Annotated in this window: 23 protein-coding genes, 5 pseudogenes and 1 riboswitch; of the genes and pseudogenes, 17 read left to right on the plus strand and 11 right to left on the minus strand. The window is 43.1% G+C overall.

The window, feature by feature from the left end; genetic code table 11:
• Window positions 1-9 precede the first annotated feature (9 nt).
• Window positions 10-780, minus strand: a complete 771-nt coding sequence (locus KA717_36830) for a response regulator transcription factor (GenBank protein UXE60937.1) — start codon at window positions 778-780, stop codon at window positions 10-12.
• Window positions 781-981: 201 nt separating this feature from the next.
• On the opposite strand from KA717_36830, the gene KA717_36835 reads away from it, so the two are divergent.
• The gene (locus KA717_36835) at window positions 982-1,245 is read left to right on the plus strand and encodes a hypothetical protein (protein UXE60938.1); all 264 of its coding nucleotides are present in this window, start codon (window positions 982-984) and stop codon (window positions 1,243-1,245) included.
• Window positions 1,246-1,333: 88 nt separating this feature from the next.
• On the opposite strand, the gene grxD is transcribed toward KA717_36835, so the two are convergent.
• The 7 genes from grxD to menA all read right to left on the minus strand — a co-directional run bounded on the left by grxD (window position 1,334) and on the right by menA (window position 6,953).
• Window positions 1,334-1,669 (minus strand): Grx4 family monothiol glutaredoxin, encoded by a 336-nt coding sequence (grxD, locus tag KA717_36840; GenBank protein UXE64899.1) that lies wholly within the window; start codon window positions 1,667-1,669, stop codon window positions 1,334-1,336.
• Window positions 1,670-1,750: 81 nt separating this feature from the next.
• Window positions 1,751-2,011, minus strand: coding sequence for a BolA/IbaG family iron-sulfur metabolism protein (locus KA717_36845; GenBank protein UXE60939.1), 261 nt, complete (start codon window positions 2,009-2,011; stop codon window positions 1,751-1,753).
• A gap of 56 nt (window positions 2,012-2,067) precedes the next feature.
• Window positions 2,068-2,712: a hypothetical protein gene (locus KA717_36850; GenBank protein ID UXE60940.1), complete on the minus strand. Its 645-nt coding sequence runs from the start codon at window positions 2,710-2,712 to the stop codon at window positions 2,068-2,070.
• A gap of 132 nt (window positions 2,713-2,844) precedes the next feature.
• Window positions 2,845-4,089, minus strand: a complete 1,245-nt coding sequence (locus KA717_36855; protein ID UXE60941.1) for a hypothetical protein — start codon at window positions 4,087-4,089, stop codon at window positions 2,845-2,847.
• Between the two features lie 61 nt (window positions 4,090-4,150).
• Window positions 4,151-5,359, minus strand: a complete 1,209-nt coding sequence (locus KA717_36860; protein UXE60942.1) for a lipid-A-disaccharide synthase — start codon at window positions 5,357-5,359, stop codon at window positions 4,151-4,153.
• A 49-nt stretch (window positions 5,360-5,408) separates the two neighbouring features.
• Complete coding sequence (locus KA717_36865; protein UXE60943.1) at window positions 5,409-5,990, minus strand: GIY-YIG nuclease family protein; 582 nt, start codon at window positions 5,988-5,990, stop codon at window positions 5,409-5,411.
• Between the two features lie 45 nt (window positions 5,991-6,035).
• Window positions 6,036-6,953: a 2-carboxy-1,4-naphthoquinone phytyltransferase gene (gene menA / locus KA717_36870; GenBank protein UXE60944.1), complete on the minus strand. Its 918-nt coding sequence runs from the start codon at window positions 6,951-6,953 to the stop codon at window positions 6,036-6,038.
• Between the two features lie 280 nt (window positions 6,954-7,233).
• On the opposite strand from menA, the gene KA717_36875 reads away from it, so the two are divergent.
• The 12 genes and pseudogenes from KA717_36875 (at window position 7,234) to KA717_36930 (ending at window position 18,671) form a co-directional block, all read left to right on the plus strand.
• Window positions 7,234-8,664 (plus strand): isochorismate synthase, encoded by a 1,431-nt coding sequence (locus tag KA717_36875; GenBank protein ID UXE60945.1) that lies wholly within the window; start codon window positions 7,234-7,236, stop codon window positions 8,662-8,664.
• A gap of 22 nt (window positions 8,665-8,686) precedes the next feature.
• A riboswitch (cobalamin riboswitch) is annotated at window positions 8,687-8,833 on the plus strand.
• Between the two features lie 114 nt (window positions 8,834-8,947).
• On the plus strand, window positions 8,948-9,541 hold the full coding sequence (locus KA717_36880; GenBank protein UXE60946.1) for a HupE/UreJ family protein: 594 nt from the start codon (window positions 8,948-8,950) through the stop codon (window positions 9,539-9,541).
• A gap of 333 nt (window positions 9,542-9,874) precedes the next feature.
• Window positions 9,875-10,378: a DUF2231 domain-containing protein gene (locus KA717_36885; GenBank protein UXE60947.1), complete on the plus strand. Its 504-nt coding sequence runs from the start codon at window positions 9,875-9,877 to the stop codon at window positions 10,376-10,378.
• Window positions 10,375-10,980 carry a DUF2231 domain-containing protein gene (locus KA717_36890; GenBank protein ID UXE60948.1) on the plus strand — a complete coding sequence of 202 codons (606 nt, stop codon included), beginning with the start codon at window positions 10,375-10,377 and terminating at the stop codon, window positions 10,978-10,980. Before KA717_36885 ends, KA717_36890 begins: the two co-directional genes overlap by 4 nt.
• A gap of 8 nt (window positions 10,981-10,988) precedes the next feature.
• Window positions 10,989-11,861: a cytochrome c oxidase subunit II gene (locus KA717_36895; protein UXE60949.1), complete on the plus strand. Its 873-nt coding sequence runs from the start codon at window positions 10,989-10,991 to the stop codon at window positions 11,859-11,861.
• 12 nt (window positions 11,862-11,873) lie between these two features.
• On the plus strand, window positions 11,874-13,556 hold the full coding sequence (ctaD, locus tag KA717_36900) for a cytochrome c oxidase subunit I (protein UXE60950.1): 1,683 nt from the start codon (window positions 11,874-11,876) through the stop codon (window positions 13,554-13,556).
• Complete coding sequence (locus KA717_36905; protein UXE60951.1) at window positions 13,543-14,160, plus strand: heme-copper oxidase subunit III; 618 nt, start codon at window positions 13,543-13,545, stop codon at window positions 14,158-14,160. The genes ctaD and KA717_36905 overlap by 14 nt, the downstream gene beginning before the upstream one ends.
• 9 nt (window positions 14,161-14,169) lie before the next feature.
• Window positions 14,170-15,681 carry a GMC family oxidoreductase gene (locus KA717_36910; GenBank protein ID UXE60952.1) on the plus strand — a complete coding sequence of 504 codons (1,512 nt, stop codon included), beginning with the start codon at window positions 14,170-14,172 and terminating at the stop codon, window positions 15,679-15,681.
• A gap of 141 nt (window positions 15,682-15,822) precedes the next feature.
• Window positions 15,823-16,194, plus strand: a pseudogene (locus KA717_36915) (transposase).
• A 140-nt stretch (window positions 16,195-16,334) separates the two neighbouring features.
• Window positions 16,335-16,553, plus strand: coding sequence for a hypothetical protein (locus KA717_36920; GenBank protein UXE60953.1), 219 nt, complete (start codon window positions 16,335-16,337; stop codon window positions 16,551-16,553).
• A gap of 137 nt (window positions 16,554-16,690) precedes the next feature.
• On the plus strand, window positions 16,691-17,893 hold the full coding sequence (locus KA717_36925; GenBank protein ID UXE60954.1) for a transposase: 1,203 nt from the start codon (window positions 16,691-16,693) through the stop codon (window positions 17,891-17,893).
• Between the two features lie 84 nt (window positions 17,894-17,977).
• Window positions 17,978-18,671, plus strand: a pseudogene (locus KA717_36930) (IS5/IS1182 family transposase).
• A 622-nt stretch (window positions 18,672-19,293) separates the two neighbouring features.
• On the opposite strand, the gene KA717_36935 reads toward KA717_36930, so the two are convergent.
• A complete protein-coding gene (locus KA717_36935) occupies window positions 19,294-19,863 on the minus strand; it encodes an ISAs1 family transposase (protein UXE60955.1) in 570 nt (189 codons plus the stop codon).
• 279 nt (window positions 19,864-20,142) lie between these two features.
• Between KA717_36935 and KA717_36940 the strand changes: the two genes are divergently transcribed.
• The gene (locus KA717_36940; protein ID UXE60956.1) at window positions 20,143-21,000 is read left to right on the plus strand and encodes an ISKra4 family transposase; all 858 of its coding nucleotides are present in this window, start codon (window positions 20,143-20,145) and stop codon (window positions 20,998-21,000) included.
• 13 nt (window positions 21,001-21,013) lie between these two features.
• On the opposite strand, the pseudogene KA717_36945 reads toward KA717_36940, so the two are convergent.
• Window positions 21,014-21,226, minus strand: a pseudogene (locus KA717_36945) (ISAs1 family transposase).
• A 194-nt stretch (window positions 21,227-21,420) separates the two neighbouring features.
• Between KA717_36945 and KA717_36950 the strand changes: the two are divergent.
• Window positions 21,421-22,824: pseudogene (locus KA717_36950) on the plus strand (IS66 family transposase).
• Here the strand turns inward: KA717_36950 and KA717_36955 are convergent.
• The gene (locus KA717_36955) at window positions 22,821-23,363 is read right to left on the minus strand and encodes an ISAs1 family transposase (protein UXE60957.1); all 543 of its coding nucleotides are present in this window, start codon (window positions 23,361-23,363) and stop codon (window positions 22,821-22,823) included. The pseudogene KA717_36950 and the gene KA717_36955 overlap by 4 nt on opposite strands.
• A 133-nt stretch (window positions 23,364-23,496) precedes the next feature.
• On the opposite strand from KA717_36955, the pseudogene KA717_36960 reads away from it, so the two are divergent.
• Both KA717_36960 and KA717_36965 read left to right on the plus strand, forming a co-directional pair.
• Window positions 23,497-23,745: pseudogene (locus tag KA717_36960) on the plus strand (transposase).
• Window positions 23,746-23,991: 246 nt separating this feature from the next.
• Window positions 23,992-24,189: a hypothetical protein gene (locus KA717_36965; GenBank protein UXE60958.1), complete on the plus strand. Its 198-nt coding sequence runs from the start codon at window positions 23,992-23,994 to the stop codon at window positions 24,187-24,189.
• The last annotated feature ends 463 nt before the right edge of the window (window positions 24,190-24,652 follow it).

The following is a 24,652-nucleotide window of genomic DNA, read 5'->3' on the forward strand; positions in this document are numbered from 1 at the left end:
GTGATTCAGCTATTTAACACTAGACAACTGATGTCCATTACGGGAAACCGTTGCTTGAATAGATTCCAGTTTGGATACCGATTGACTGTTCTCCGTTAAAACCTCTTGATTAAAACGATAGCCCACATTTCGTACTGTTTGAATTAAGCTTGGTTGACGGGGATCCGTTTCGATCTTCTTTCTTAAGGAAAGGACATGGGTGTCAATGGTACGGGGGTTGTCGATCGCCTCTGGCCAGGCCCGACGCAATAATTCCGAGCGACTTAAGGCAGTTCCTTCTGCTTGGGTTAGAACGTAGAGTAAACTAAATTCCTGGGGAGTCAGATCAATAAAATCTCCCTGATACTGAACTCGTCTTTGCACTAAATCAATTTTCAGATCACCATAATCTAACAAGAGTGGAGCAACGGAAGTCCGAATGCGGCGGATTAAACATTCTACCCTGGCCATGAATTCCTGCATTCCAAAGGGCTTGGTCAAATAATCATCGGCTCCAGCCTTTAAACCCTGCACGATATCCTTCTCTCCATTACGGGCAGAGAGGACGAGGATCATAGACTGTCGCTGCTGAAATAACCAACGGCACAATTCGATGCCATCTCCGTCTGGTAAATCAGAGTCTATGACCGCTAAGGTCGGTTGCCGTTGCATGAACGCCTGTCTAGCCTGCTGCAAATTGGCACATTGTTGGACTAAATAACCTGCCTGCTGCAAATGCCAACTCAACAGCGATCGCAGGTGAGGATTCCCCTCAACAATCGAAAGATAAACTGGATTCACCTTGATTTCATTCCTACATAACTCGCCAGGCTTAAATTAACAAACTTAATGTCAAGGGATTGTAACATCTGCTACGATGAGGAGTCAGCAAATCCGTAGAAAAACTAAAGATTTTTAGGCTATTTCCAAGAAATATTGATAGAATCTCTCCACCCTTAACATTGTCAAGTCTTGACGATAAAATGAAAATATAGTCCTCTAATGCCAACTATGTTACAAGACCCCCTGACAATTCGCTACTACCAAAAACTAACCGATGGGATGGTGGATCTCTGGCACCGAGGCCGTCGGATGGAAGAAATTCGTCTTTATACGGAAGGCTACATCGCCTGTATGCGCCAAAGTAACCATATAGAACCCTATCTTATCCATCGTCTCGAAGATGATGCCTATGCTTTTTTAAGAGATCCCTCAAACTTTAGCTTGCCTGTCTTTGAGGTAGAAAGAGATTATGATTACCGTTGATCCGTTCTGTTTTTTAGAGCCTAATGCTTTTTCATGCTGAAATAAGGGGTAGGATACAAAGGACGATCCTACCTTTTTTGCGCTGAACCTAGGAAGCGAGGGCAATCTCGACCATCTCTTGCAATTCTCCACTCTGATAGAGTTCAATCAAAATATCCGAACCGCCCAGAAATTCTCCATTTAGATAGACTTGAGGGATAGTTGGCCAATTAGAGTATTCCTTGATTCCTTGACGAATCCCTGGATCATCTAGAACATTGACGGTCTCATAGGGAACCCCCAAGGCATTTAAAATTTGGACAACATTGTTAGAGAAACCGCATTGGGGCATCAACTTGTTACCCTTCATAAAAACAAGAATTTTATTAGCGGCAATAAGTTTGTCAATACGCTCTTTTACTTCATTTGTAAGGGTTGGTGACATCATAGGGGTAAAAATTGGCTCCAAGGTAACGAGAAAAAAACGAGATAACGGATAGTCAAAAAGCTTAACTTATTTTAAACCCTAGAGAGTTTGACCAACTTTAGCCCAAGCTTCTGGCGTAAAGGTTTTGAGGGCTAGGGCGTGGATCGCTTCAGTGGCCATTTCAGTTTTGAGGGCATCGTAAACCATTTGGTGTTGTTTAACTCGGCTTTTGCCCAAAAACTCCGCAGACACAACAACTGCCTCCAAATGATCGCCACCGCCGGTCAGGTCTCGAACGATGACTTCTGCATCCGGTAGTTGGGATTTAATCGTATCTTTGACTTGAGTAAGCATAACCATAGCGTTAAAAAGGGGATTTTTTGAAGATTATAAAGTAGTGTTTCTCGTCTTGACCGTTATTTCGCCGGTGGTGGATTGCTGCTAGGATTGGGAACTGGAGTGCTACCTGGATTGGATGGTGCAAAGGGCGTGGCAACAAAGCCTAATTCTAAAAGCTGTTGATAGGACTTTTTCCCTAGATCGGTAGTGGGGTTTTGGGAACGAATAATTTGAATAAGTAAGGGAACGGCCAATTCCGGTTGATTTTTAGCTCGGTGAACCAGGGCCAAACGGTAGGTGGCTTCGTCTCGCATCTGACCTGTTTTGAGAGCTTCTGAACGTTGTTCTTCAAAAACTTTTTGATCAATCCCCGAAAAACTATTGGCTAGTTGTAAATGAAAATTGGAAAGTTGGTTAAAAATTTTGCGAGCCTGCTGCAATTTATCCATTGCCACATCATATTTTTCCCCATTAACGGCTTGGATCGCTTCATTCATTAACTTTTGACCGCCACTGGGACTCAGCAGACTATCAGATTGATTGAGGGGACGGAGATCATCTAGATCATCTGTGCCTTCACCCATGCCAGGAGCATCAGGGGGGGTTTGAGATTTTTGGGAGATTAACCAGTTAATCGTCTGAGGGGCGGAACTTTCTTGGGAGTGAGCCGCCTGGAAACTTGAAAAGGCTAGGCTTAATGGCAAAATTGCCAGGCTCCCCATAGCAAAGGTACGAAGGGACAAATTTAGCATAACGGGATTGATAGGTCTTAACGCCCCTCCGAAGGTAGCAATTCTTGAGGTATCTTAACACTGAGTGTTATTGCCTGGATAACGGTTCTGTGAAATTTTGCTCTAATTAAGGCGAAGCTGTTGCTCACGGCGTAGGCTTTTCTCCAATTCTTTCTTGGCATTCTCGGCTTGTTTTTGCTGATCTTGAAGTTGCTGTTGGAGTCTTTTTTGTTGATTTCGCTGTTCTTCTAGCTGCTTTTGCATGATTTGTTGATTTTGTTTCCCTAACTGTTCCGATAGCAATTGCCGTTCTTGCTGTAGGCGTTGTTCCTGAAACTGCGACTGCTGTTGAAGAGTATTTTGTAATAGCTGTTGTTCAGAGAGTTGTCTTTGAATAACGGGTTGGGCAGGGGCCAGATTAGGGGAGAGTGAGGAAAGGGGCAGGGGATAACGGTTATGAAGGGAAATAGATGGCTGATTGGTTAACAGAGGAATGGTGGAAGGTAACAATTGCATTTGTCTAGGTTCTAATTGGAAATCGACCTTTACTTGGGAACCAAGAATACGCTCTAAATTAGCAAGATCATCCATTAGATGGGTTTGCAATGCTTGGGGGAGATTGGACTCCGTCGGCATACTGAGCGATCGCCCTGGGGTTAAACGATAGGGGAGGCTTGGTAGAGCGTTTAGTAAAGGAGCGGATTGAGTTCTGCCCAGGGAAGCGACAAGCAGAGGTACTGTAACGACTGGTGTGAAAGGGGTGGGAGTGGGTGGAGAAATGGCTGAGGTGATAACGGCAGGAGCCAGGACTGTCGGCGTAACGAGGGCAGTCGGCGTAACGGGACGGGGAAATTCGAGAATAGCGGAGGGGGTAATGAGTAGGGGATTCGTTTGGTTGCCAGGAATAATTAAGGCATCTATAACGGTCGGTGCGATCGCGGAAGTTTGGGGAGAAAAACTATATACACCCTGGTAGAGATCTTGATAGGTGGTTTGGGGTAAAAGGGAAATATTAACAGGTGCGTTCGGATCGTAGGGCTGAAACTGTAATTGGGCCAGACTGTCGATAATCGAGCGAAAGGAAAGGACAGAGTTGGCATTGCGAGAAGATAAGTTATTTGTTTTTGAGAGAGCCAAGCCGGAATTATTGTTCTGCTTTTTAACAAAGCTGATTGCTTGTAAATCGATTTCATTTCCCTGGTTATTAGCCATCTTTAAGCTATTTTGAACCGTACCTCCCGTCAGATTGAAGGTTGCAGCCATTACCGAAGAGGAATTGAGGAGTAAAAAAAACAGCGTCCAGCGATAGAGGGTAGGAAAGGAAAACATATTCAAACTGCTAACAAAATCGCTAACAGATATAGTCAATACTTTAGATTTGTCTTCTATTCTAACGTTTAACCTAAAATAACAGTGCTATTGTGCCAGGTTAAGGACTGGTTAGTTGCTGAACGACCAATTGAGCGATCGCCGTTGCTGCGCCTGGTTGGCCTCGAACTTGACTTAAATCGGTTTTAATTCTCGCTAAAATTTCGGGCTGATCTAGCCAACTAATGGCTAATTGAGCGACCTGTTCAGGATCAAGCTGGCCGATTAATTCAGGAATAATGGCTTTTCCGGCCCAGATATTAGGCCAGGCATAAAGACGGTTTTGAGAAATAATTAGGTAATTGATCAAACGGGCTAGGAGTTTGCCCAGGAGCGGTAAACGCGCTAACATCCCAGGCAAGCCGTCCCAACTTTGCATCGCTTCTAATTGTTGAGTCGGCAGTAAAACAATCATCGGAACCGTTAAGGCTCCTAACTCGGCAGTATTGGCTCCGACAGTGGTCAGGGCAAAATGCCATTGACTGAGGCGATGATGGGCGGGAAATTCGGTAATAAGGCCAATACTGAGATTACCAGAGGTTTCTAGGGTGGGAGTTTGATTTTCTCCTGAAGCGTTCACACACAATTGGGCTGCGACCTTTCCCATTTTTGCCACCATTGCATTCTGATGGGGATCGGCATATTGAGCTAAAGTGGGCAGATCCAGGGTGGGAGCAACGGCAATTTCAAATAATACTTCCGGGCGGTGGCGGTGGATGGCTTCGGCGATCGCTAAACAAAAGGGAACTCCCTGGGTGAGTTTACTGGCCTTTGAACCTGGCATGATGCCAATAATCGGTTTTGTCGCCGTTGATGGCAGTAAAGAGAACTGAACATCGGCCATCAAATCTCCCGTGACGATTGCTTTAGAACGATAGCGGAAAGGAATTTTTTGTCTAACGCTTTCCGACCTTACCCCAAAAGCATCTATCCAGCGATACCAACGGGCTTCCCATTCCGCATAAATAACGGTACGGTAGCCAAGTCGTTTACCGAGAGCCAGGGCATAAAATTGATCACCCCCCAAAAATAAAACCACTCCCCGCGATCGCCAATCCCAATTTTCTGCTGTTTTGCCCCAGAGCAAAAAGTTCCAAAAATCTTCACTGGCCTGAACCCGATCCACTTCACCATAGGTGCGAGCCAAATCTGCTTCTTTGCCCATGGCGTGAGGACAGGGGGATAAAACAACCGATATTCTGACCGTTTCTCGATCTTCCCCCCATAATTGTCGCAAGGCTTTAAGCACCGGACGTACCCAGGTAGTCATTTCCCCAGGGCCATTAGACAAAATTAGAATATCAACAGGTTCCATAACGCTACGAGCCGAAGGGTTTGCCCCACCATTGCCAACATTCCTTATTAAACGGCGATCGCCATTTGAAAATTAGATGTCGTTCCCATTGTTGCAGAATTTTTTTCTGGGGGGGAATATGGGGCCAAAAAGCCGAAACCACCTCAACCACCAGTTGATAACGACGATGTAACTCAATATATTGCAGAATATAATCTTTGCAGTCGTGGGTTCCTTGCCAACGTTGATTGGGGGTCAGTTTTGTTTCTCCTACATATAACAGTAAGGGGATACTGCGATCCAAAATAAAGTAAAGACAACCTTGATTGCTACTGTCTAAAGGTTCCGCAAAACTAGCCTGCCGCCAAAAGAGAGAGGAGTGGGACGGCAAGGCAAAGGGATCAATTTCGTCGGGCTGATGCCAGGTGGTGTTCGCTAATTCAAAGAGCGAGGTTTGTTGAGGCGGAGGGGTCACTTTAACGGTTTGTTGATAGGCAAAAATACTATCCTTCCAGCGTATCAACTGTTCTCGACTCATGGGTAAGGACTCAGGACGAGCAACTCGGTAGGGAGAGGGGGCATCAAAAAGTTTTAATTGTTTGGCCATACCCTGATTTAGTCGGTAAAGTTGATCAAGCTGGATCTCACAGTCTTAGGCATTCGGTAATCCAGCCAGTAGATAACCTAGGGCTAAAAGCATACCACTGACAAAGTGAAAATTCACCGCTAGAAATTTGCAGTTATTCACTAAATTGGGCTGATCATGATATTGCTGAACATGACGAACCAATTGCCAAGCTAGGGGTAAGCTGATGAAAACCAGTCCCGTCTGCCAGGGTGCTAAGCCCGTCAAGATAAATCCGATCGCCAAAAGATAGAAACTAATCGTGCTGATCGTTAAAATCTGGGAACCTCTGGCCGTCCCTAAACGCACAATCGGCGATCGCTTACCAGCGGCCAGATCATCGGCAACTTGGTGAAAATGAGAACAAAAAAGAATGATCGAAGTACTGATACCCACTAGGGTAGCAACTGTTAAACTTGTCCAGTGAAACGCCTGGTTTTGGGAATAGTCAACGGCGGCGATCGCCATCGGGCCAAAGGTGATAAAACAGATTACTTCTCCTAAGCCTTGATAGCCCAGCCGGAAGGGTGGCCCTTGATAGCTATAACCCAAGAGACAGTCCAGCAAGATGAGCAGAATTACTGTACTGTCCTGTTGTAGCCAACTGATGGCCACAATTCCCAGCAGTCCTGCCAGCAAAAAAAGATTACTTAAGACAAAAATCAGCGATTTATTGCCGGTTAAATTCACCACCGAATGGGCCTTATTTTGATCAATTCCCGTATCTGCATCAAAAACATCATTGCTCAGATTTAGCCAGGCGATAATGGCGATCGCGGAAAAAAGAAAAATACTAAAAATCTGGCCCTGAAACTGATGGGATTGATTATAGGCAAAGGCTGTTCCCACCGCGATCGGAATTACAGCAACACTATACATCGGAGGCTTAATCGCTGCCATCCATAACTTTTTTTGACTGGGAGCAGGGGAACTGGTAGAGATCATCTGTCAATTCTGAATCGTAGTTATCATCGGGCATTATCTTATCTAGCGGGGAAGTACTCTCGTCTGCCAGATAAAATTGTCTAACCAGAACGCCTTTCTTCGATAGGATAGTTAGGAAGTAGCTGTGCTTGACCGTACCTTAATCCGAGGAAAAGTCTTCCCAAGAGCGCACCCTTTGGCGTTCTAATGTCTTTCTGCCCACAGTAGGGACAGTATTAAGACATACCATTAATGTCACCGTTTTGTTAAACATTGATAAATAACTTTAAAAAACTTTACGATGTCTGTTGCCGTTCCAGTCATCCCCCCACTGCCAAATCTCCTTGATGATGAACAGGAACTTTATCAGTTTTTGTTAGCTTGTCAAGAAAAATTACGAGGGAATCAAGGCAAGATTTTTAATTTTTCCCAATCTATTCCCTTTGCAGATCCCCTTAGTGTTTTAGCTGCGATCCAACCCCAGGATTGCATCCATTTCTATGGGGAAAATCGGCACAAAGAAGAAGCCATTTTAGGTTATGGTGTAACCAATTCATTTGAGTTATCAGACGGTTCTCGATTTCGTCAATCCCAAACGTTTTTACAAGCTTGTTTTCAACAGATCGTAACAATTCCAGGCAAAAATGGTTTAACGCTCCCCCCTCAGATTTTTTGCGGCTTTACTTTTTTTGAAACTAGTCATCCTCAATCCCCTTTTCCTACGGCATTTTTATTTTTACCCCAACTGCAATTGTTAAAGAAACGCAATCAATGTTTTTTAAGTTGTAATATTGCTCTCGATAAGACCGTTAATATTCGATTTTTAGTTAAGCAAATTTATCGTCAACTACAGTGGTTAAAAAATCCGACTGAAAGCTTATATTTTAGTGAAATTTCTCCTCTCATTAATCCTCTACTCCAGCCGATTCCTGTTAATTCAGCCTTAAATATCCAAACCTCTATCCAGACCATTCTAAAATCAATTCAAAATCATCACTTTAGTAAAGTTGTCCTTGCTCAGGCCATGGATGTTTGGGGGCAACAAAACTTTCAAGTGGATCAATGCCTACAGCGTTTACGTCATAGTTATCAAGATTGTTATCTTTTTTCGATTGGCAATGGTCGGGGTAGTTGTTTTATCGGGGCCAGCCCTGAACGATTACTCAGTATTCACAAGGATCAACTGGTGACAGATGCTCTGGCAGGTTCGGCTCCTAGAGGATTAACGCCCCAGGAAGATGCTCAATTTGCTCACCAATTACTGCAAAGCAACAAAGAACGCCGTGAACATCAAGCGGTCATTGAATTTATTGTCCAACGTTTAACAGAATTGGGACTCACTCCCCAGCGATCGCCGCTTAAACTGCTCAAATTATCTAACATTCAACATCTCTGGACACCCATCCATGCTCAACTCAAACCCTCTCTTCATCCCCTGGATATTTTAGCCAAATTACATCCTACTCCTGCTGTGGCAGGGGTTCCCACTCAAATTGCCTGTCAGATGATCCAAGCCCATGAAAACTTTGATCGTTCTCTCTATGCGGCTCCCCTGGGTTGGGTTGATGCTCAAGGCAACAGTGAATTTATTGTTGGTATTCGTTCGGCCTTAATTCACCAAAATCAAGCGCGTCTTTTTGCAGGGGCTGGGATTGTGGCTGGTTCAGAAGCTTCTAAGGAATTAGCAGAAATTAATTTGAAACTGCAAACGCTTTTAAAGGCATTAGTTTAGTCAAATAGAGTTAACTCAAGCGTGATACATTGATTGAGTCGGTTCTGTTGGAGATCAGCCAACCGAGGTAAGGGGGAAAGTTTGGTGTGAGTCCAACGCTGTCCCGCAACTGTGATGAAGTGTTTAATATTTCAAAGCCAGGAGGCCCGCCGATAGTTTGATTCCATTTACATCTACGAGGTATAGAGTTATGAACCAGTCTGACAATTTGGGCTTTTTTCGCACAAAAACGGTTTTTAATCAACTAGGGCTATATTTTTCAGTTAGTCTTGGGCTACTGCTGATGGCTTTGCCTGCCTCTGCACACCACATGATGGGGGGAAAGGTCCCTACTGACTTCTTTCAGGGTTTTATGATTGGCATTGCCCATCCCCTGATCGGCTTCGATCATTTTGCGTTTATTTTCGCGGTGGGATTATTAGCGGCCATACAACAACGAGGGATTTTTATTCCCATTGCCTTTGTTTTGGCCTCAATGTTGGGGGCTGGAGCGCACTTAGCAACCTTTAATTTATCAGGGGTTGAGTTAGGGGTTTCTGCCTCAGTACTGCTTTTCGGTATTTTGTTAACTCTCAAGAACCGTCCTAACACGGCTACGATTGTCGGTTTGTCAGCGATCGCCGGTCTATTTCATGGTTACGCCTATGGTGAGTCTATTTTTGGAGCAGAAACCACGCCTTTATTTGCCTATTTGCTGGGCTTTACGCTGATTCAACTAGCAGTTGCAATGATGGTATTTGGACTGAGCAAAAAATTTCTGTCAGGAGAAGCTCAACTTCCGATTGGGCGATCGGCTGGTTTAGTTCTGTCGGGTATGGGTTTGGCGTTCCTGGCCTCAGCCATTGCTAATGTTATATTTCCATTACCAAAAGGGTAAATTTTAAGCACTATTACGGGCTGTCTTTTGACATTAAGACTGGAATTATGAGACAGTCTGGTGAAAATTAGCTGTTCACCTCAATGGACAGCTTTGTTTAGTATGCTTATCTAGCCTAAAATGTTGAACAAAACAATCAGTCAGAAACAATTATTTTGGACTTTGTTACTATTAACTTTGATTGTCTGTGTTTATTTGAGCGGTTTAGTTCGTGCTACTGCGTTAAGTTAATGAAGATTCAATCCTTTTGCAAATCTCACCACAGTTCCCTGGATGCTTGACTGTCTAACAGAGGCTGCCCCATAACCAGTAGTTTCAAGAATCAAAACCACCATGTTTGAGAATCTTCTTCCGCCCCTGAATGACCATAATTTACCCTATCCCGATACGATTCATCCGATTGTGGTACATTTTGTGATCGCAATGGTTTTATTTGCCGTTTTATGTGATGCGATCGCCTATTTCAGCCGTAATCATCGTTTATACGAAGTAAGCTGGTGGAATTATTTTTTTGCCACTATTTCTATTTTTATCGCCATTATTTTTGGGCAAGTGGAAGCAGGATTAGCCAGTCCCTATGCTGATGTGGAAAAGACGTTGAATCTGCATTCCCTGATTGGTTGGTCATTATCGGGGGTTTTAGCGGCCATTACAGGTTGGCGTTATGTGATCCGTGTCCGTAATCCCAAAGAGCTACCCGTGTCATTCCTTGGGGTGGGATTTTTTTTAACAGGATTGGTTATTCTTCAAGTGTATCTGGGAGATTTACTGGTTTGGGTCTATGGCTTACATACCGTTCCGGTGGTAGAAGCCATTAAAGAAGGGGGTTTGCTGTGAGTCCTGATTTGATTGAACAGTTGTCTGGCCAACTTGGCCCCAATGGTTTACCCTATGTTGTCCCGATTCATCCCAACTTAGTTCATCTCACCCTGGGTTTATTTATTGTCGCGATCGCGTTTGACATTGTGGGAGTCTTTTTTCCGTTAGAAAAACCTGTGTTCAAATTTTTGGCCATTCCTGCCACGCGGTCAAACTTTTTTGATGTGGGTTGGTACAATATGCTGGCTTCTGCCGTGATTACTTTTTTTACGGTAGGCTTCGGGTTTTATGAAATTTTGTTAGCCTCTCCCGATAGCAATGTGAAAAGTGCCTGGGGTCTAGAGGCAATGGAAACGATGATCTGGCATGGCGTGGGGGGTGTTCTACTCCTGGCACTGATTGTGGGAATGACTATCTGGCGGGGATTTCAACGGTTTCTCTGGCGCAAAGATATGGCCCGACAAGTCGATTGGGGCTATCTAGCGGCAGGATTGGGCATTTTTGCCATCATGTTTGTGCATGGAACTTTAGGGGCGCAACTCGCTTCGGAATTTGGGGTTCACATCACCGCCGATCGCCTCTTGAGAATGGGCAAAGATCTGAACGCCTTGAAGCAATAGGAGACTTTATGAAAATTCGGACAATTTTAATTTTAGTGACAGTTGCGATCGTGATCGCCCTGGTGAGTTTGTGGATGGGACAGGTTGCCTATAGTTGGTTCCCTCCCCAAGCCTCGGCTGAATCGGTCTTGATCGATAATTTATTTAGCTTTTTGACCGCCTTAGGAACCTTTATCTTTCTAGGGGTCATTGGAACCTTAAGTTATTCGGTGTTATTTCAACGTGCTGATAAATACGATGAAAGTGATGGCCCGCCCATTGAGGGCAATGTCAAATTAGAAATTATCTGGACAGCTATTCCCTTTGCCTTAGTGATTTGGATTGCGGTTTACAGTTACCAAATTTATGATCAAATGTCGGTTTTAGGCCCGATGGAACACGTCCACATGATGGCTTCTGCCCAAGCCGCACCGCTCGAAAATGACGAAACGACTGAAAACATCGAAGTTTTTTCCCGTCAGTGGTCTTGGGAATTTCGTTACGGTGATGTGACGAGTACGGAACTCCATTTACCCAATAATCAACGGATCAAACTGGCTTTACACTCGTCGGATGTCATTCATGGCTTTTTTATCCCCGCTTTTCGTCTCAAACAAGACATTATTCCTGGTCAAGTGATTGATTTTGAATTTACCCCCATTCGGGAAGGAAAATATCGTCTTAGGGATTCCCAATATAGTGGGACTTATTTTGCCGCCATGCAAACCGATGTGGTCGTTGAATCTCCCGAAGCCTATCAAAAATGGTTAAAAGATTCAGAAAGCCAAAAGCCAACTACGGCCTATAATCGTGCCTTTACTGAATATTCCCAACGAAAAGGCGATCGCTGGAAAATTGTTGAGCCAGCCTCTCCCCCAGTGGTTAATTATTCAAATTCTTAAATAGAGTAACCCATGACCAATATTTCTGTTGATTCCCTTGATTTTGCCAAACCGCCTGATTCTAACCCACCCGAAAACTGGCGACGTTTTTTCGGTTTCAGTACCGATCATAAAGTGATTGGCATTCAATATATTGTTACTTCCTTCTTTTTCTTTTTAGTTGGCGGTGTATTGGCCATGATTATCAGGGGAGAATTATTGACCCCTGAAGCGGATCTAGTTGATCGCGCTGTGTATAACGCCATGTTCACCATGCACGGCACAATTATGCTGTTTTTGTGGACATTTCCCGTTCTTTTAGGGTTATCCAATTACCTTGTCCCCCTAATGATCGGTGCCAGGGATATGGCGTTTCCCCGTTTGAATGCCGTTGCCTTTTGGATGGTTCCCCTGTTTGGCATTATCCTGATGGCTAGTTTTTTCATTCCGGGTGGGCCTTCTCAATCAGGTTGGTGGGCCTATCCCCCCGTCAGTCTGCAAAATCCAACGGGAAATCTGATTAACGGACAATTTCTTTGGCTCTTAGCCGTTGCCATTTCGGGTGTGGCTTCCATTATGGGAGCGGTGAATTTTGTGACTACCATTGCTCGAATGCGTGCGCCAGGAATGACTTGGTTTCGGATGCCCGCCTTTGTCTGGACAGTGTTAGCGGCACAAATTATTCAACTCTTTGGTTTGCCTGCACTGACGGCGGGGGCGGTAATGTTGCTATCGGACCTGACCTTTGGGACAAGCTTTTTTGATCCAGCAAAGGGCGGCGATCCCGTTCTTTTTCAACACTTTTTCTGGTTCTATTCCCATCCTGCGGTTTATGTCATTATCTTACCCATTTTTGGAATTTTCTCGGAACTTTTTCCTGTTTATGCCCGAAAACCCCTATTTGGCTACAAAGTGGTCGCGGTTTCTTCTTTGATCATCACAGGTTTAAGCGCGATCGTTTGGGTACATCATATGTTTGCCAGTGGTACACCGAGTTGGATGCGGATGCTCTTTATGGCGACGACGATGCTGATCTCAGTTCCCACAGGTATTAAGGTTTTTGCCTGGGTCGCAACGGTTTGGGGCGGCAAAATACGGTTAACGACTGCCATGCTGTTTGCCCTGGGCGGTTTAACGATGTTCGTTTTTGCAGGAATTACGGGGATTATGCTTGCCTCTGTTCCTGTGGATATTCATGTTAACAATACCTATTTTGTAGTTGGGCATTTTCACTATGTAATCTATGGTGCGGCGGTGATGGGAATTTACGCGGCCCTCTATCACTGGTTTCCTAAAATGACAGGACGGATGTATTCTGAAGGCTTGGGAAAACTCCATTTTGCCCTGACTTTTTTGGGAACTAATCTCTGCTTTTTTCCCATGCACCCCTTGGGTTTACAGGGAATGCCCCGTCGTGTAGCTTCCTATGATCCTGAGTTTGCTTTTTGGAATGTGCTGGCGAGTTTGGGAGGATTTTTGTTGGGTGTATCAACGATTCCTTTTATTCTGAATATGGTGAGTTCCTGGGTGCAGGGCGAAAAAGCTCCGAAAAATCCCTGGCGAGCGATCGGTTTGGAATGGCTGGTTTCTTCTCCTCCCTCCCAGGAAAATTTTGAAGAATTGCCGATAGTGATTTCTGAACCCTACGGTTACGGTAAAGATGAACCCTTAGTGTCTAATCCTGATAAATTGGAGGTCGTCCATGCAACCCCTTGATGCTTCTATTGATACGCTTGATACTTCTTTGATCGTTACTGAAAAATCCGATCACCACGAAGAACACGACCATCGAATGTTTGGGTTTGTGATATTTTTACTGTCTGAAAGTGTTATTTTCTTTAGCTTTTTTGCGGGCTATATTGTTTACAAAACGACTGCTCTCGATTGGTTGCCGACAGGAGTAACGGGATTAGAAATTAAAGAGCCTGCCATTAATACGGTCGTCTTAGTTTCCAGTAGTTTTGTCATTTATATTGCCGAAAAATTTCTCCATAAAAATAATCTTTGGGGCTTTCGTGCCTTCTGGTTAATGACGATTGCGATGGGGAGTTATTTTCTCTACGGTCAAGCGGTGGAATGGAGTGGATTGTCCTTTGGATTTGGGGATGGGCTGTTTGGCGGAACCTTTTATTTATTAACAGGTTTTCATGGACTGCACGTTTTAACAGGCGTATTGTTGCAATTAATTATGTTAGGGCGATCGTTTCTTCCGAATAATTATGCCAAAGGTGAATTTGGAGTTCAATCAACTTCTTTGTTTTGGCATTTTGTGGATGTGATTTGGATTATTTTATTTACTTTAATTTACGTTTGGCAGTAAGGAAAAACCATGATTATTGATGACCAATATTACGATGTGATTATTGTTGGTACGGGGGCAGGGGGAGGCACTCTAGCCTATAAACTGGCCGCAACGGGAAAAAAAATTCTCATTCTCGAACGGGGTGGTTTTATGCCCCTAGAAGAACAAAACCGCAGTAATATCGATATTTTTAAGCGAGAACGCTATCACGCTCCTGAACAGTGGTACGACAACGCAGGAGAGCCGTTTTATCCCCAAATGAATTACGCGATCGGTGGGAATACGAAAATCTATGGCGCGTCCCTGCTCAGGTTCAGAGAAAAGGATTTTGAAGCGGTAGAGCATAAAACAGGTATTTCCCCCGAATGGTGTCTGAAATACTCAGATTTTGAACCCTATTACACCGAAGCCGAAGCTCTCTACAAAGTGCATGGAGAAGCGAAGGGAGATCCCACTGAACCTATCCATAGTGTCGATTATCCCTATCCCGCCGTCAATCAAGAATCCCCTGTTCAAGAAATTTATGACGCGATCGCCCAACAAGGCTTACATCCATCGGCAATTCCGTTAGGATTGACTCGTCAAGACGATGATCCGACCAATGATTCGGAAGTCAGTGGCATTAATCTTGCTTTGAAATACGAGAATGTAACTTTAAAAACCCAGGCAAAAGTGATCGGTTTACATACCAATCCATCGGGAAAAGCGGTTAAAGGTGTAGAAGCAGAAATTGACGGACAATCCTACTTATTTTTAGGGAATATTATCGTCTTAGCTTGTGGTGCAGTTAATTCAGCCGCTTTACTCCTCAAATCTGCTAACGATACCCATCCGACGGGATTAGCCAACAGTTCCGACCAAGTGGGACGTAATTTGATGAAAAGTTTGATGTCCTCAATTGTGCAACTGAGTACCAAACCAAATTCAGGGTCTTTTCAAAAAACCATTTGTGTCAATGATTTCTATTGGGGGGACGAGGATTTTCCCTATCCAATGGGTCATATCCAAAATTCAGGCGGCTTGCTCACGGATATTATTTTCGCGGAATCTCCCCCTGGCTTTTCCGTTGTTGCCCGATTAATGCCTGGATTTGGCTTGAAGCAGTTAGCAACCCATTCCATCGGCTGGTGGGCGCAAACGGAGGATTTGCCCGATCGCGATAATCGAGTGCAGGTCGAGAAGAACAAAATTCAGATCAATTACACCGCCAATAATACCGAAGCCCACGATCGCTTAATTTATCGTTGGTTGAATGTGTTAAAAAGTATCGAAAAGAATTTAGATGATTTCCATCGGGGCATTATGCACCCACGCGGAGAAGTTCCTTTGTCGGTAATGGCGAATCAATGCGGAACCTGTCGTTTTGGTCATGATCCTCAAACATCGGTTTTAGACCGTGATTGTCGCGCCCATGATCTGGATAATCTCTATGTGGTGGATGGTAGTTTTTTCCCTTCTAATGCGGCGGTGAGTCCAGCTTTAACGATTATTGCTAATGCTCTGCGAGTCGGCGATCGCTTAATTGAGCGATTGAAATAGGCTGATCATCGTTAATTAGGGCTTGCTGAAAAAAGCTGAAACCTTTACGGAGAAAAATAGTAGGCGAATTAAGAACCGCTAGAATGCACGAAAATAGGGTAGAATGCCTCAAAACCATTGCATTAAGAAGAGAGAAAGCAGATGTACCGAAAGCAACAGTACTCAATTGAAACACCAGAAAACTTGAAAAATCTGTTCGGCGGGCAGTTAGACGAAGAAAATCGTTGGATAGAAATGTCAAAAATGATTCCCTGGGAAGAATATGAGGAAGAATATGCAAAAAACTTCACAGAAAAAAAAGGAGCCCCAGCCAAATCATTTAGAATGGCATTAGGAGCATTAATTATCAAAGAAATTTCAGGAAAAAGTGACAGAGAAACAGTAGAACAAATAAAAGAGAACCCTTATTTACAGTACTTTATAGGAATGGAAAGCTATAGTAGCAAAGAAGCATTTAATGCGTCAATGATGGTTCATTTTCGTAAAAAAATAGGAATGGAATTAATAAATAAATAAAATTAATAAACTGGACAGTGGGAAGTTCTCGAGCAGGGTAAGTGAGAAAAGAAAATCGGACATGCGATACCCAAGAGTGCCGTTATGTCCGAAACTGGCTGATATAGAAAATCGATAGCCAGTGCTATCTATCAATTATGCAACTATGTCAGCGACTAGAGCAAATCCTAGAGAATCTCCGTCCCGCCTTTAGCCGAGAAGCAACGTACCAATGGTTTATCCTATTAGCCTGGGGAGTAGTGCTCAACAGCCAACCGAGCGCAATAACAAGCTATGTCAATGCCTTAGCAGCAATTCCAAATTCAAAACTTGATAGCTCTGAAAACCTTACACCAAGAGGACTTTACAATTCTTGACAATTTGGTGAATCGCTGAAACGACGCAAAATCGTTCTGAATTTATTTTTGCTGATGCCTTAGGGTTAACAGAGAGCTACTACCATCAGGCACTACATTGGTTTGAATCCAAGGCATTTAACGTCAAAGGACTGACCTTGGGATGGTCGAAGTGGGTAAGTCAGCATGAAAATCTATATCGAATCAAGGAAAAACGAGTGTATGTGGGGGATGGAATCAAAGTGGGGAAAGAAGGGCGCAAGATGCCAGGGGTAAAACGACTACACCAAGAATCCGGAAATGTGGCGAAGCCAGAATGGATAAGGGGGCATTACTTCAATGCCTTGAGTGTTTTGGTGGGAGCAGGAAAAGCCTGCTTTGCCTTGCCCTTAGTGTTGCGGCTAGACGATGGCATCAAGTCCAAAGCAACGGCAAAGGAAGGGAAAAAAGGCAGCAAAAAAGAGAAGACTACTCTAGTCACGAAAATGGGGGAGCTTTGCACTACCTACGCAGAGGCGGGAAGCTATGTGATTTTGGATGCTTACTTCGCTTGTGGAGCAGTGCTCAAAAGTTTTCGCCAAAATGCCTTGCATCTCATCACCCGAGTGCGTTGCTCTACAGTGGCATATGCTCCCTTTTCTTCCGTTCCGACCTTGAGGGGGAAAGGACGACCACGGCTTTGGGGGAGTTCAATAAAACTAGAAAGCCTGTTTGCTCTTGTGGAGGATTTTCCCACCGCTAAAGTCTGGCTCTATGGTCAACAAGTCTCCGTTTCTTATCAGTGCTTTGAGTTCCACTGGGATAGTCCCCATCAGCTCGTTAAGTTTGTCCTCACCCAATTGCCCAACGGACAAAGACTGATTCTGCTTTCTACTGACCTCTGTTTGACTGGACCTGAGATTATTGCCGCTTACGGTCTCCGATTTAAGATTGAAGTCACTTTTCGTCAATTAATCCATCTTTTGGGCGGCTTTGCCTATCGTTTTTGGCTTAAGGCTCTTCCTACTTTACCGACCTGGCCTAGCAATCTTATCCTCCCTGACTATCCCCAAACTGTTCAGACTCAGATTTTAAACAAAGTAGAAGCCTTTGAGCGTTTTGTTAATCTTCATGTCATTGTTCTCGGCTTACTTCAAATTCTTTCCTTAGAGTTACCCCAGGGGATTTGGGCTAATTTCCCTCGCTGGTTTCGGACTCTACCCTCCCATGGCTATCCTAGTGAACGCATTGCTCAACTAGCCATCCAACATCAAGCCCCAATGATTTTTCCTCAAAGTCCACCTAGTCTGCTTTTGCCTAAATTCCTTGCCGCTAAACTTGACCCTTTTCCAAGTCCTGATAGACTTACTTTGGCCGCATAGTCATTACCTTCTCTGCCATCCATAAACTTCCCACTGTCCAGTTAATAAAGAAATAGAAAAAAAGCGACGGGTGTAGCGTCAGAAAAAAAAGAAAATGAAGGAAAGTTATTGTTAGATGCGACTTGTACACCAGCAGATATAAAATATCCAACGGATATAGGAATATTGAATGATGCCAGAGAAAAAACAGAAAAAATAATAGATAAGCGATATGAAGAAATAAAAGAGAAAAGGAAAGCCGAGGACTTATAGGGAAGTGGCAAGAAAAGAGTACTTAGCCATAGCAAAAAAACGTCGTGTGTCAAAAAAAGAAAGAAGAAAAGGAACAAAAAAACAACTAGGATATATAAAAAGAAACTTGTCTCATATAGAAAAAATGATAGAAGAGGGAGCAAAGTTAGAAAAACTAACGAAAAAAGAGCAAGAAGAGCTTGTAACGATAGGAAAAGTGTATGAGCAACAGTTAGAAATGTATGAAAAAAAGACAAATAAAGTAGAAAACAGAATCGTGAGTGTAAGCCAACCTCACGTGCGTCCAATAGTGCGTGGAAAAGCGGGAAAAGCAGTAGAGTTTGGAGCTAAAATATCGGCAAGTAATGTGAATGGCTTTGTCTTCTTAGACAAATTAAGTTGGGATAATTACAACGAATCGGGAGATTTACAAGCGCGAATAGAAGAATATAAAAGGGAAACAGGATGTTATCCGGAATCGGTTCATGTGGATAAAATCTATCGAACAAAAGCGAATCGAGCTTATTGTAAAGAAAGGGATATAAGAACAGGGTAATCGCATATTAGTAGAGTGGAATCAAAAAAGAAATCTAGCTTAAAAATAGACTATATCAAAAACTAAAAAGAGAAGAAAATCAACTTAAACTCTAAAAGATTAAGTAGGGTCTGCTGAAAAAGTCCACAAAACGAACCTAGATGCCACAGGGCGCGAAAAATGGTGACTTCAGAGCTCAGTTTCCAGTTTTACCTCACATTTTTCCAGCAAAGTGCATGGATTTTGAGCCTCCAAATGCCATAAACTTGCATCTGATCGTTTGTAAAATGCCTGAAAGTATTGTATAGCAAGGATTTCATCCTTATTCAGCAAGCCCCAAATAGGAGGATTGGCAAAATATTGACACCAACAATTATGAATTAGCGAAATTACTTAGGGCTTGCTGAATAAGTATAGAACCCTTGCCAGATAATGCTTTCAAGCATTTTAAAAACGATCAGGTGCAAGGTTATGGCCTTTGGAGGCTCAAAGCCCATGCACGTCGTTGGAAAACTGGGGGTTGAAATTGGAAACTGAGCTCTGAAGTCACCATTTTTCGCCTCCTGTGGCATCTAGGTTCGTTTTGTGGACTTTTTCAGCAAGCCCTATTTGAAGCTAAATATACTCATGAATATCACTCCCGTGAACTAGCTGCTAAAACCTGTAGAAGAAAATTGTTGTCCATCGCCGCCAAATAACGCTTCATCTTCAAGCTTTTTTGAGATGGCTCATGTTTAAGCAAATTAATACTTAAACGACGGAGCAAGCCCAAATTATCAGCCGCATTACCTTGACGCACTCGACTCGCATCCTCATTAAAAGTGACATCTAAAACCCAATGCAGACTATTTTCAATACTCCAGTGAGAACGAATCACATGGCTATGACGTTCGGCATCCGTAGGAAGACTGCTAATATAATAGCGAAACGTCTCTGTTGTTTTATGACCGAATTGAGTTTTACTTTTAACCATCACAACAGTTGCTAAACCGACCCACTGATTTTGGCGATGCAATGCGGAAAGCTGATTGATTGACACTGTCCAGACTTGACGAGTTTCTAAACGGTAATGTCCTTTTTCTGTCTTCTCATGATAACTGTATTCAATTCCTTGCCAGTTCTGAGCGACCGCTTGTTTAAACCAATCCCTAACTTGTTTATTAAGTTTGCCCTGATTGGGTACATCCCGGATAAAGTAGTACATAGAATCTGGGGTAAAATGGAAAAAAACTGATGAGCGAAAAAAGTATGTTACCGATTCCCCCAGAAGAAAAAGCACTGTTAAAACAGCATCTCACCGAATCAGCCCGTATCCTGCGCAAATATACGGAACCAGAGAAACAGAAGGACTTTGGAAGCATCGAAGTAGAAGTCAGAACCCAGATGTTAGAAATTGTGGGGCCAACAATGGGGGAGTTTTTTTTTCAGAAGGGGGAAAAAACGGTCTGGAAACAAGCGAAAAATCAAAACCCTAGTCGGAGAAGTGGAAATAAGCCAAAAACAAGCCAGAAAACTAAAGGTGTCGCCAAAAATCGTCTTAAGTCCAGGTTTAGAGAAATGCTGTCTAAGAGCCAGTGCGAAAACATCCTACCAACAAGCAGAAGAAGATATAGAGGAGTTGATGGGGATAAAAGTAGGACATAGCAGTTTACATCGCTTGGTAGAACGGACAGAACTGCCCTTAGCTCAAGCTCAGTCAGAGAGTGCGGGGGTCAGTATAGATGGGGGAAAGATTTGTCTGCGGGGCGAGGAGAAGGAAGGGGGACAGTGGCGAGATTATAAACTGGTGAGTCTTCATGGCAATGTCTGTGAAGCCTTTTTCCAAGACCCAGAGGGCTTAAAGAATTGGAGCAATGTTCAACCTTTGTCTCCAATAGTGACCTTTTTGGGAGATGGTCATCCCGCAATCTGGAATGCGGTAGAGAGTTTCGCCACTCAATCGTGGCTGATACGACGAGAGGTGTTGGATTGGTATCATCTCAAGGAGAATCTGTTCAAAGTGGGTGGCTCTCTCAAACGGCTAGAAGCAGTGGAGCATTTACTGTGGCGGGGTTTTGTGAACAAGGCAATAGATGCGTTTGATGGAGTCAAAAGCAAGAGGGCAAAGAATTTTCAAGCCTATTTGACGAAGCATTATCAGCGTATCCCTGATTACCAATACTATCAACAGCTTGGTATTGTGATTGGTTCTGGTGATGTGGAGTCTAAGATTAAACAGGTGGGAGCTAGGGTTAAATTGTCGGGAGCACGTTGGCATCTTCATAATGTTTCTCGTATTCTTCGGCTACGATGTGCTTATCTCAATCACTCTCCTCTTTTGAGTGTCAATGTATTATCTTAAGTGGGATGCACCCGCCCTGATTTCCTTTGAGAGCCAATACATAGTCACCTTCACCTTGCTTTATTTGTTTTGCGATTTCTGTCTGCGTTCCCATTGCATCTAGGGTTACTACTGCCCCCTTGATGTTAAGTAACTTCAGTAACAAGGAGACTGCTTTTATTTCATTAGATTTACTATCTACTTTCTTTTGCGCTAACATCAGTCCCCGCTCACTACTCCACGCACTGTAATTAGTCACCGCAATAAAGAAGGAAATTATTGAGAATGAGAAGCAAATGAAAAAAGTAAAGAATAATGAAGAAAGGAAAGGCGGTTAAAGAGATAGGTTAGAATAGGGAGACTATGAAAAAACTAGACCCAGTTCCAGACTTAAACCAAGAAGAAGTGAAAATGCCATGGCAAAAAGAAGTGGCAAAAGATTGGTATGAAGATTATCAGAAAGAAAAAGAAGAGAACGAAAAGCTGAGAAAAGAATTGGTAGAGTTAAAGAAAGAGATAGAAAAGTTGAAAGAAAAGCTGAAAAAGCTTAACCAAAGAACGAGTGAAAATAGCTCTCAGCCCCCAAGCAGTGACGGTTACAAAAAGAAAGTCGCCAAAACCTTCGGTCAAAAAGGAAAAAAAAGAGGTCCAAAGTACGACCATGTGGGTAAAACCAGAAACGGGTTTGGTCGGGTAGATGAAATAGTAGATTTAAGGATGGAAAAATGCCCAAAATGTGGTGCGTCAGTGGAAAAGCAAAAGGAGACTATCATCAAAAAAAATCAAATAGCTGAATTAGTCAGTAAACCAGTAGAGGGAAGGGAATATGTTAGGGAAAAGTATCAATGCTCAAAATGTGATTGGGAAGGTTATGCCCCACTTCCTTTGGGATGTCGTGAAGATTTTAGCTACGGTGCAACCTTATCCAGCTTAGTGGGATGGCTGGGATATGGGGGAAATTTGACTTGGCTAAAACAACGATACTTGGTAGAAACGGTCTTTGGCATTCCTCTGTCTCAAGGGAGTTTAGCTAAAATGCACCGATGGTTTTGCGAAAGCTTGTATCCTAGTTATGAACAGTGGTGGACTTACATACAGGAGCCTGGAGTCCGTTGTGTGGACGAAACCAGCTATCGCGTCAATGGGGTTAACTATTGGATGTGGGTGGCTACTTCCTCCTCTGTTTGTGTTTTGTTTCTGGCTCCCAGCCGGAGTTCCGATGAGGTTCATTCCCTATTAGGTAAAGATTTTCATGGGCTTCTCAGTACGGACTGTTGGGGGGCTTACCATCGCCAAAATGCCCAGCATAAACAGAAATGTCTGGCTCATATTGGGCGGGAATTGAAGGCCTTGGAAACTTCCCACTTTTCTGAAAATAAACTTTTTGCTCAGAGAGTTTTTCCTATTCTAGAGCAAGCTCGTCAATCCCATCGAGATTATCATCAAGGCAAACTGAGCTTAGAAGCTTTACAACAACAGCGACCCCTAGTAGAAGCTCAACTTCAAGAGGTTCTGGATAATCCGCCGCCCACGGGATGGGCAAGTGATTCCCAATTGTTATCTAATCGCTTTCGACGTTATTGGCATGATTGGTTTACTTTTCTTACTTTTCCTGAAGTTAAACCTGATAACAATGATGCCGAGAGAGCCTTGCGTCCTGTTGTTATTCATCGTAAGGTTAGTGGCGGTGCTAGAAGTCATTGGGGCGGACAACTTGTTGCCATGATGTTTAGTTTTCTTGAAACCATGAGACTTCAAGGTAAAAGTGCGGTCGAACAGTTATCTCTTATTTTATCTTCCTCTGGTCTTTCTCCTCCTTCCATTGATGACTTTCTTCCTCTCTAGTATTTTTGGGGCTTAATGAGAATTAAGCCCCACTTATTGCTGTGACTAATTACCTTTTGCGCTAACATCAGTCCCCGCTCACTACTCCACGCACTTATGCTGTGTAACGCATTTAGTCCTTTTTCCCTATCATAAGAACCTCTTTTCGTTTTTCCATCTATCTGTATCAGCTCTATGTCCATTTTCTCTGTTAGACTGCTTATCCAGCTCAGAAAACTTTTTTCTAGTTCTTCTGTTTCCAACATTCCAAATACTCTTCCAAAGGTATCGTGAGAGGGAATTCCCTTTGGTAACTCTAGAAACATTTCTAGCCATTCTCGTTTGGCTTTGCCATAGGCTTCAATTGCTACGAAGCCATCTGCCCCTGACAATACTGCCAATATTCCTATGGTGACAATTGCTGTTAAGTTATGGTCTTGCCTTCTCCCTGTTCTCGGTTCTTTTAGGCACTGAAAATGTTTCAGTATGCTTCTTTTGATAATTTTGACTTCTTTTTCTTGTTGTGGGGTTAGAACTCTTGCGCCGAAGCCTTTTGCCATCTTTGACCTCACTCACTTACTTTTTTTAAATAATAGCCTTTTCTTCTCTTAGATGACTGCTTCTTTTTTACACTATATTTCTCTCTTTTTGTCTGTATTTTTTGTAACAAATAAGATGCGATTACCCTGGGATATAAGAATGAGTGGTCCCCGATTGGGAAGACCGCCGAAAGAGGTGAGCAAAGAAAAAAAGAAAGAGGCACGCTCAGATGAAAGAGTGCGTAATGCCATTGAGGGTAAATTCGGACAGGGAAAGAGGAAATTTAGTCTTGGTCGAGTGATGGCCAAACTACCTGAGACCTCGGAAACGGTAATTGCGATGAACTTTTTGGTAATGAATCTTTCTACTCTACTTCAGAAAACAAAAAGTAAAAAGTTGTAGAGTCGTTTTTCTTGTGAAAAATGGTGTTAATTTTCCTCTCTTTTGTGAGGAGTGATTTGTGTTGACCTTTTTAGACAGAAAGGAACAATAGATTAAACAAAATCTGTATTTTGATTTGTTTCCATAAGGATAAGTTATCTATGCTTTTTCAGTCCATACTTCCCTAACCCACATTTCTTTCGTTTTTTGACTTTTTCAGCAAGCCCTAATTATGGAGGTTTTTAGATGCAATCGAACTTTGAAGCGATGACTGTTGCTGAACTAAAAAGCTATGCTTTATCACATCGGCATGAGATTGAGCCATTACGAGAGCTTTATCGTCGTAGCACTCCTGATGCTGAAGCTGTTTGGTTTCAAGCTCCTCAAACCCCAGAGGAAGAAGAACAGCAAATTAAGGTTATTCAACAAGTTATCATGAATCAGGGGCTAACTAAAAATTTCTAATTATTAATGCATCCTACGAAAGCTATGAGATCGGCGATCTCCTTCGATGGTTACGTCATAACGTTTGAGCATGGTTATTGTTCTCCTTGTTCATCTAAAAACTTGATTAACTTTTCATTACGACTACAAATCAAAAGGCTGAATCGATAATTTTTTTTGCTTCTTCAGACAAATACATTCCATATGGTAAGGATGTATTCGACCATTTCCGTATCCGTGTTCTAAACTCATTCCAACGCATATAGACCTCTTGAAAGTTAGGATCTCACCCAGCGCGCTCTATCAAGATTGTTTTAGTATGCGATTTTGCTGCTTTAAGAATTGCGTCTGGAAAAGGAATAATCTTAGTTGGATCATTAAGTACAAAATCGTATAGTACTTGGCTATTTTTTTGCTCGTATTACAACAACATTTCTGTGTAAACTTGCAGACAAGCAGCTTTGAAAATTGCTCTATACTTATC

This window comes from Woronichinia naegeliana WA131 (assembly GCA_025370055.1).
In the GTDB taxonomy this organism is placed as follows: Bacteria; Cyanobacteriota; Cyanobacteriia; order Cyanobacteriales; family Microcystaceae; genus Woronichinia; species Woronichinia naegeliana.

What these genes read in the sequence shown, in the direction of transcription:
- KA717_36845 (UXE60939.1), bottom strand. Translation starts at nt 2,011, where the DNA reads ATGGTTATGCTTACTCAAGTCAAAGATACGATTAAATCCCAACTACCG.
- KA717_36955 (UXE60957.1), bottom strand. Translation starts at nt 23,363, where the DNA reads ATGGCAAAAGGCTTCGGCGCAAGAGTTCTAACCCCACAACAAGAAAAA.
- KA717_36905 (UXE60951.1), top strand. Translation starts at nt 13,543, where the DNA reads ATGCAACCCCTTGATGCTTCTATTGATACGCTTGATACTTCTTTGATC.
- ctaD (UXE60950.1), top strand. Translation starts at nt 11,874, where the DNA reads ATGACCAATATTTCTGTTGATTCCCTTGATTTTGCCAAACCGCCTGAT.
- KA717_36860 (UXE60942.1), bottom strand. Translation starts at nt 5,359, where the DNA reads ATGACTACCTGGGTACGTCCGGTGCTTAAAGCCTTGCGACAATTATGG.
- KA717_36920 (UXE60953.1), top strand. Translation starts at nt 16,335, where the DNA reads ATGCAACTATGTCAGCGACTAGAGCAAATCCTAGAGAATCTCCGTCCC.
- KA717_36935 (UXE60955.1), bottom strand. Translation starts at nt 19,863, where the DNA reads ATGTACTACTTTATCCGGGATGTACCCAATCAGGGCAAACTTAATAAA.
- KA717_36875 (UXE60945.1), top strand. Translation starts at nt 7,234, where the DNA reads ATGTCTGTTGCCGTTCCAGTCATCCCCCCACTGCCAAATCTCCTTGAT.
- KA717_36880 (UXE60946.1), top strand. Translation starts at nt 8,948, where the DNA reads ATGGCTTTGCCTGCCTCTGCACACCACATGATGGGGGGAAAGGTCCCT.
- grxD (UXE64899.1), bottom strand. Translation starts at nt 1,669, where the DNA reads ATGTCACCAACCCTTACAAATGAAGTAAAAGAGCGTATTGACAAACTT.
- KA717_36835 (UXE60938.1), top strand. Translation starts at nt 982, where the DNA reads ATGCCAACTATGTTACAAGACCCCCTGACAATTCGCTACTACCAAAAA.
- menA (UXE60944.1), bottom strand. Translation starts at nt 6,953, where the DNA reads ATGATCTCTACCAGTTCCCCTGCTCCCAGTCAAAAAAAGTTATGGATG.
- KA717_36850 (UXE60940.1), bottom strand. Translation starts at nt 2,712, where the DNA reads ATGGGGAGCCTGGCAATTTTGCCATTAAGCCTAGCCTTTTCAAGTTTC.
- KA717_36965 (UXE60958.1), top strand. Translation starts at nt 23,992, where the DNA reads ATGACTGTTGCTGAACTAAAAAGCTATGCTTTATCACATCGGCATGAG.
- KA717_36910 (UXE60952.1), top strand. Translation starts at nt 14,170, where the DNA reads ATGATTATTGATGACCAATATTACGATGTGATTATTGTTGGTACGGGG.
- KA717_36865 (UXE60943.1), bottom strand. Translation starts at nt 5,990, where the DNA reads ATGGCCAAACAATTAAAACTTTTTGATGCCCCCTCTCCCTACCGAGTT.
- KA717_36895 (UXE60949.1), top strand. Translation starts at nt 10,989, where the DNA reads ATGAAAATTCGGACAATTTTAATTTTAGTGACAGTTGCGATCGTGATC.
- KA717_36885 (UXE60947.1), top strand. Translation starts at nt 9,875, where the DNA reads ATGTTTGAGAATCTTCTTCCGCCCCTGAATGACCATAATTTACCCTAT.